At 39.7% G+C, this 5930-nt stretch carries 6 protein-coding genes; 1 reads left to right on the forward strand and 5 read right to left on the reverse strand.

Translation table 11 applies throughout. The annotated features are described in order from the left end of the window. Positions 1–274: 274 nt before the first annotated feature. The gene (locus tag IAQ59_RS21425) at positions 275–559 is read left to right on the forward strand and encodes a hypothetical protein (protein ID WP_209332903.1); all 285 of its coding nucleotides are present in this window, start codon (positions 275–277) and stop codon (positions 557–559) included. A gap of 71 nt (positions 560–630) precedes the next feature. Here the strand turns inward: IAQ59_RS21425 and IAQ59_RS21430 are convergent, their stop codons facing one another. The 5 genes from IAQ59_RS21430 to IAQ59_RS21450 all read right to left on the reverse strand — a co-directional run bounded on the left by IAQ59_RS21430 (position 631) and on the right by IAQ59_RS21450 (position 5723). Next, entirely contained in the window at positions 631–1116 is a 486-nt protein-coding gene (locus IAQ59_RS21430; RefSeq protein ID WP_209332904.1) for a PIN domain-containing protein, read from the reverse strand. After that, positions 1106–1888 (reverse strand): hypothetical protein, encoded by a 783-nt coding sequence (locus IAQ59_RS21435; protein WP_209332905.1) that lies wholly within the window; start codon positions 1886–1888, stop codon positions 1106–1108. The genes IAQ59_RS21430 and IAQ59_RS21435 overlap by 11 nt, the downstream gene beginning before the upstream one ends. 605 nt (positions 1889–2493) lie before the next feature. After that, a complete protein-coding gene (locus IAQ59_RS21440) occupies positions 2494–3075 on the reverse strand; it encodes an ATPase (RefSeq protein WP_209332906.1) in 582 nt (193 codons plus the stop codon). 679 nt (positions 3076–3754) lie between these two features. Next, positions 3755–4573 carry a KilA-N domain-containing protein gene (locus tag IAQ59_RS21445; RefSeq protein ID WP_209332907.1) on the reverse strand — a complete coding sequence of 273 codons (819 nt, stop codon included), beginning with the start codon at positions 4571–4573 and terminating at the stop codon, positions 3755–3757. 763 nt (positions 4574–5336) lie between these two features. Beyond that, positions 5337–5723, reverse strand: a complete 387-nt coding sequence (locus IAQ59_RS21450; RefSeq protein ID WP_209332908.1) for a PIN domain-containing protein — start codon at positions 5721–5723, stop codon at positions 5337–5339. Positions 5724–5930 lie beyond the last annotated feature (207 nt).

A 5930-nucleotide genomic window follows, 5' to 3' on the forward strand; every position in this document is an offset into this window, starting at 1 on the left:
TCACAACTCAAAAACATTCCGGTTCAGAGGGGTCAGCATGCTCCGGAATATCCAGGCGCCAAGACGCAAAGGGTTTTTATCAATGTTCAACTCTAAACCCATCGAATCTTCTCTGCGGCTCTGCGTGAAAACAAATCTCTTGCTATTTTAAGCAATGTGTTGCATGCAAATAGCGACTTTACCTTGGTTGTTCCAAAACTGTTTCAAAAAGCTCTTCATCAAACCTAAAGTTGGTGCATTGTTATTTTCCAGTTACAAAGCCCGGAAAGGCCCTATGCTGAACATTCAATCCAAAGCCCCCGCAGATCGCGCGGATGTTCGCGGATGGTCTTTCGGCGGCCATATGCGCAATACGGGAAAAAAACGGGAAAACCAGCCAAGAAAACCACTCAAAAGGTATACAGAAAAAATACAAGCAGCCAACATGCCGCAGAACCAATGCCCGGCAGTACCATTCTTCACACGACGGAAATCGAACCGGCTATTTAATCCCCATAGACACCTTGTCGCCGTATACGAGACCCGTATCTTGACAGCTATCGGGATCAATACAGGCTAAGCCCAAAATTCCGCTGCGCTCCACTTCGGTTTAGGCCTCCTTGTATGTTAGCGGTCGTTATTCTTTCTTCGTCAAATGTCAAGCAGTCCGAATGTTTCATTGTAAGGAGTGTTCAAGTCAATGAATTGGAATTTCGGTGCAGTTTCTTGTCTAAGTATGTTGTAAATTTTCAAACTTTCGCTGTCAGATGAAAGGTAAAATTCTATAGATTTTTCACAGTCGGCCTGTGCAAACAGTTTTGTGTCGTTCGGTATGATATTTCTATTTGCAACATCTATTTTTCCATTTCTCTTTGCATTGAATGCGATTTTCGCAAAATCTCCTGTTCGTTTTGAATGGTCTAAATTGAATGGAACTATTTGTAAATTTCTCAACGGAAGCTCGTGAACATCACCACCGACGCAATACTCTGCAATGCTGATTGTAGAAATCATCATTGTAATTTCTTTCTGTAAAAAGTAGCGAAAATATCCGTCAGCATTTTTGAATAACGGGTCACTTTCATTTAGAAAGCGAATAAAGAAACTGGTATCAAGTAAAACAGCGTTATGCGTCATATCCACCCCTTATTTCATTTAACCATTTGTCAGGGTCTATACTGCCAAGCCAAGATTTTTTTGCTTTCTCCCGAAGTGCTTTTAAATATATCTCATCATATTTTGGTTGGTAGTCAACCAACTCGATAAATCTTAATGTTGATGTGTCAATTTCCCCCGTTTCCGAATGTTGCTTACCTGTTGCTCTAATGCCAAATGTCTTATAGAGTAAGTTTTCGTCATATTGCTCAAGAAAACTAATTGGTGTCTGTATTCTTATAGTTCCGAGTTCTTCAGTGAAAACGTGGATATTAGCTTTGTCCTTACCACCAGCATTTGTAACCTTACCGTAAAAGTAAAATTCAGCGTCAGCCCAAATAGCTTCGGTTCTGTAGTATCTTGTTGTTTTATCAACTCTCACTTCGTTTGTGTTGTCGAGTGATGTCTTGATGCTAAAAACATAATTCCGTTTTGTAGCTATGTCCTGAATGTTTTCAAATGCTTTTGCTGTCCCTAAGTCAAGAAAGTCAATGTTTTGAACTTGGCTAACCTGTCCGATGATTGCGTTAAAACCGATTATATATTGAATGGAGGTTTTAAGTATATGTTTTACAGAACCTGCTTCAATTTTGTAGCTGATATTCGGTCTGTCTCTTTTGTCGCCTGGATAAAGCAAGTTTTCGGCATTTTCGAGAATAGTGATAATCTCCCGAATGTCGTAATTGTCAGGTGATAGGTCAAGGTTTCCCTTTGAGCCTGTTATTCTTATCTCTATGAAGCCAATTTTTTCCACCTTACAAAGGTAATATTTTTAGGGGTTGGTTAGTCAATTTGATGTCAATCTCTTGCTCGTCTGTCGTATTAGAATGACTGCTAATCCGGTCAGTCAGGGAAATTTACGCACTATTTTGATGAATTTTAGCGGCGTTCGTGATTTCCAATTCATGCGGTAGCAAATGCTAAAACGGAAACAACCTGGAAAAACACTAAAAGCAAGCGGAAAATCACCCAACAAAACCGCCCAGAAAGCATACAGAAAAGAAACAACCAGCCAAAACGCCACAGCACCAACGTCCGGAAGCACCATTTTTCACACGACAGAAATCACCCAAACTTTTCAATCCCCATAGATACCTTACCACAAAAAACTCGCTACGCTTCTGTCAACTAGGTCACTGAGCCTGTCGAAGTGCAGGCTAAGCTCGAAATTCCGCTGCGCTCCACTTCGGGTTAGCCCCTGTATGTTGGGCAACGTACTTTTACTGAGGTTTTATTCGAGTAATTTTATTGTCTCTTAGTATCACAAGATCAGTATTTTTTTGCTTTTTAAATTCAATAAGTTTTTCATAAACTTTTTCAAGCCCAATCTGAATCTTATCTTTTAATTCAAGTTGTTTTTCAACAGTTGTCATATGCTTTTAATAATTCAAATTTATACTTGTCGATAATATCTAATTTACCATCAATTGTTTTGATTGCAATAAGCTCATGCTTCCCTTCAGAGTTGTCATAAATGAATAATCCGTCAACTAAATCATAGTAAATTCTAAACAAGTTTTGGATGCCATTATGATATCTTCTTTCAATGATTTCAGGCTGAATATTGTGCCCGCCTTCCATCACCCTAATTTTAACCCTTTCTTTAGCAAGTTCTGGACTCTGAAGCCAGAAAAAGAGGAGAGTTACAGTGTATCCTTTCTCCCGCGCAATCCGAATTTTATGTTGATAGCTTTTTGATGATAATGTAGTTTCAAATGCAAAACTTTCGTTTGCTTTAATTAACTCATCTATTCTGTTAATCATTATTCTGCGAGATTCGATAGCGACTTTTTCAGGCTGAAAAGGAGAAAGTCCTTTTGCAATTTCGTCTGCATTGACAAACTCCTTACAGTTAATTATGTCAGGAAGAATAGTAAACGAGGCGGTAGTTTTTCCAGCTCCATTACAACCTGCAATAATGTAAAGGTTTTTGTCTGTCATGAAGCAAATTTACAACTTTCCAGATGAATTTTTGATGCAAGGTGAATTTCCTGTCGTAGTGTGTTGCCCAATCGGGTCAGGGGGGAATTAACTCACTGTATTTATTATTTATAAGCTGCATTCGTGATTTCCAATTCACCCTTACCTTCCAACAGAACTCCCGATAATTAAAATATGCTGCGCATGTGGACGCTGACCGCGACACATCATCGGATCCGTGTGGCTGGCTGATCGGAATTCAGGTTTTTAAATCGCTCAAGTACTTAAATGTACCCAGAATTGAACAAACTTCCAATACAAATACAAGCCCGGAAAGCCCCTGTACTGAACACTTATTCCAACGCTCCCGCAGATCACGCAGATTGTCGCGGATGTTCTTTCGGCGGCCCTATGCGCAATACGGGAAAAAAACGGGAAATCCGCCAACAAAACCTCTCAGAAAGCATACAGAAAAGTAACAAGCAGCCAACATGCCGCAGAACCAACTCCCCACAGCCCCATTTTTCACACGACGGAAATCACCCCGGCTTTTTAATCCCCATAGATACCTTACCACAAAAAACCCGCTACGCTTCTGTCAACTAGGTCACTGAGCCTGTCGAAGTGCAGGCTAAGCCCCAAAAAATTCCGCTGCGCTCCACTTCGGTTTAGCCCCCTGTATGTTTGTTCTTTCGTCCGTTTATTTTAGTTTCTTCATTGCGTTACTTTCAAGTAAGGATTTCATTTGGGTAATCGCTACTTTGTTTAGTTCGACAAGACGTTCTTTCTGCATAAATCCTTGTCGGATAAGTAAGGCATTAATACTTTCCATATTGCTCAATACAACTAATTGTTCCAATGTCGCATAATCTCTTATATTTCCAATTTGTTCAGGATTGCTTTCCCTCCATTCTTTTGCGGTAATTCCAAAAAGTGCTACATTCAATAAGTCGGCTTCATTGGCATAAACAATACTTGCTTGTTGTTTGGTAATTTTTTGAGGAATCAGGTTTTCTTTGATTGCGTCTGTGTGAATATGGTAATTTACCTTTGCTAAGGTCCTTTGTAAGTTCCACTCTAATTTCAGTCGGTTGTTTTCATCGTCTTTTAGGCGTTGAAATTCATTTACCAAGTAAATCTGAAACTCAGGACTTAGCCACATTGCGAAGTGGAACGCAATGTCTTTATGTGCATATGTACCACCGTAACGGCCTGCTTTTACAAGCATACCAATTGCACTTGTTCTTTCAATCCATTGTCCGACAGACATTATGAACCTATTAACTCCTGCTTCTTGGGTAATTACCCCGAATTCGGGGTAATTAAAGTTAGGGTTGTTGATTTTTTCCCAAACACCTAAATATTCCAATGTATTTTTGTTCGTAACCCATTTGCCGATTAATCCGCTTCCTTCTCGAAAAGAAGCGGTCATATCGGTCAAACTTATATAGTCAGTTTCATTTTGATTGATTACCGTTATCGGGGATTCGTTTACGTTTAGCTTTCTGCTTTTCGCCATTTTTTATTTCACTAGTATCAAATTTACAAAACGTAATTGTAGTTAGGATAGGTTGGTTGTTATTGTTTAGTTTTTATAGGTCTTCATGTTATGTTTTGTGTCGATTTACAATGACCGCCAATCGGATTGGGCAAGGGAACTACTCACTATTTTTAAAAATTTTAGCGGTGTTCGTGATTTCCAATTCACCCCTACCTTCCCACGGAACTCCCGAAAATCGGGACAGGCTGTTCATGAAACGCTCACCTCGATACATCCGTGGCTCTTCATGCCTACCTAATCGGAAGTCAGGCTTATCAATCGCTCGGTACTAAATATATTCATAATTGTCCAAAATTCCAATGGGCGAACAAGCCCGGAAAAACACCAAAAAGCAAACGGGAAATCCGCCAACAAAACCTCTCAGAAAGCATACAGAAAAGAAACAACCAGCCAACATGCCGCTGAACCCACGCCCGGCAGCCCCATTTTTCAGACGAAAGAAATCACCCCGGCTTATTAATCCCCATAGATACCTTACCACAAAAAACCCGCTACGCTTCTGTCAACTAGGTCACTGAGCCTGTCGAAGTGCAGGCTAAGTCCAAAATTCCGCTACGCTCCACTTCGGTTTAGTCTTGAATGTTATGCACAGGGCTTTGTTGTCGTCTGCGTCTTGCGTTTTTTGAAGTATTCCAAAATTTCTTCTTTGGTCATCTTGGATAACTTCTCACTTAATTTGTCTCTCTGTTGACGCATAAATTTTACAGCGTCAAAAGTTTTTTCATTCGTCCTCATATTTTTCAAATTCTCTTGGTGAACGTATTTCTAATTGTCTGTACCCGTTTTTTATATTGATAGCGTTGTAACCCCTTATTCTTTCAATGTTCACAATGTGTTTGAAGTTCCAACTCACTAAAAAGTCTGCTCGGTTTATGGTTGCCAATGCAATGTGTAAACAGTCCGCATAACTTGTTTGTCCTACGACTTTTTCAGTAATGTATTCAGTCGCCAAGTCAACCGCTTCGTCTGTTGTTTCAATAAACTCAGTCAGGTCGGCTCTAAGACTTTTTACAAGTTCTTTTACTTTTTCGGGTGCGTTTTCAAGTTCGTCTTGCGTAACTGTCGAGTATAAAATAATGAATTCTCCATCTTTGATTCTCTCAAACAATGGAATGTGTGTTCCTTAAACTCTTCGTCAAAATGTCCCCCGAATACTGAAGTGTCTATGTAAATTCTTTGTTTCACTTTTTTCTTGTCCTATCTTTCTCAAAGATACGATTTTTATGCGTTCAGTCGGTCACTTCGGCGATAGGGGATTGTCCAATGCTATTAAGTTAAGGTTTTGTGATTGGAATTCCTTTCGCCGAAAGTGTGT

The sequence above is a fragment of the Lunatimonas salinarum genome, from assembly GCF_017811155.1.
Taxonomy (GTDB): domain Bacteria; phylum Bacteroidota; class Bacteroidia; order Cytophagales; family Cyclobacteriaceae; genus Lunatimonas; species Lunatimonas salinarum.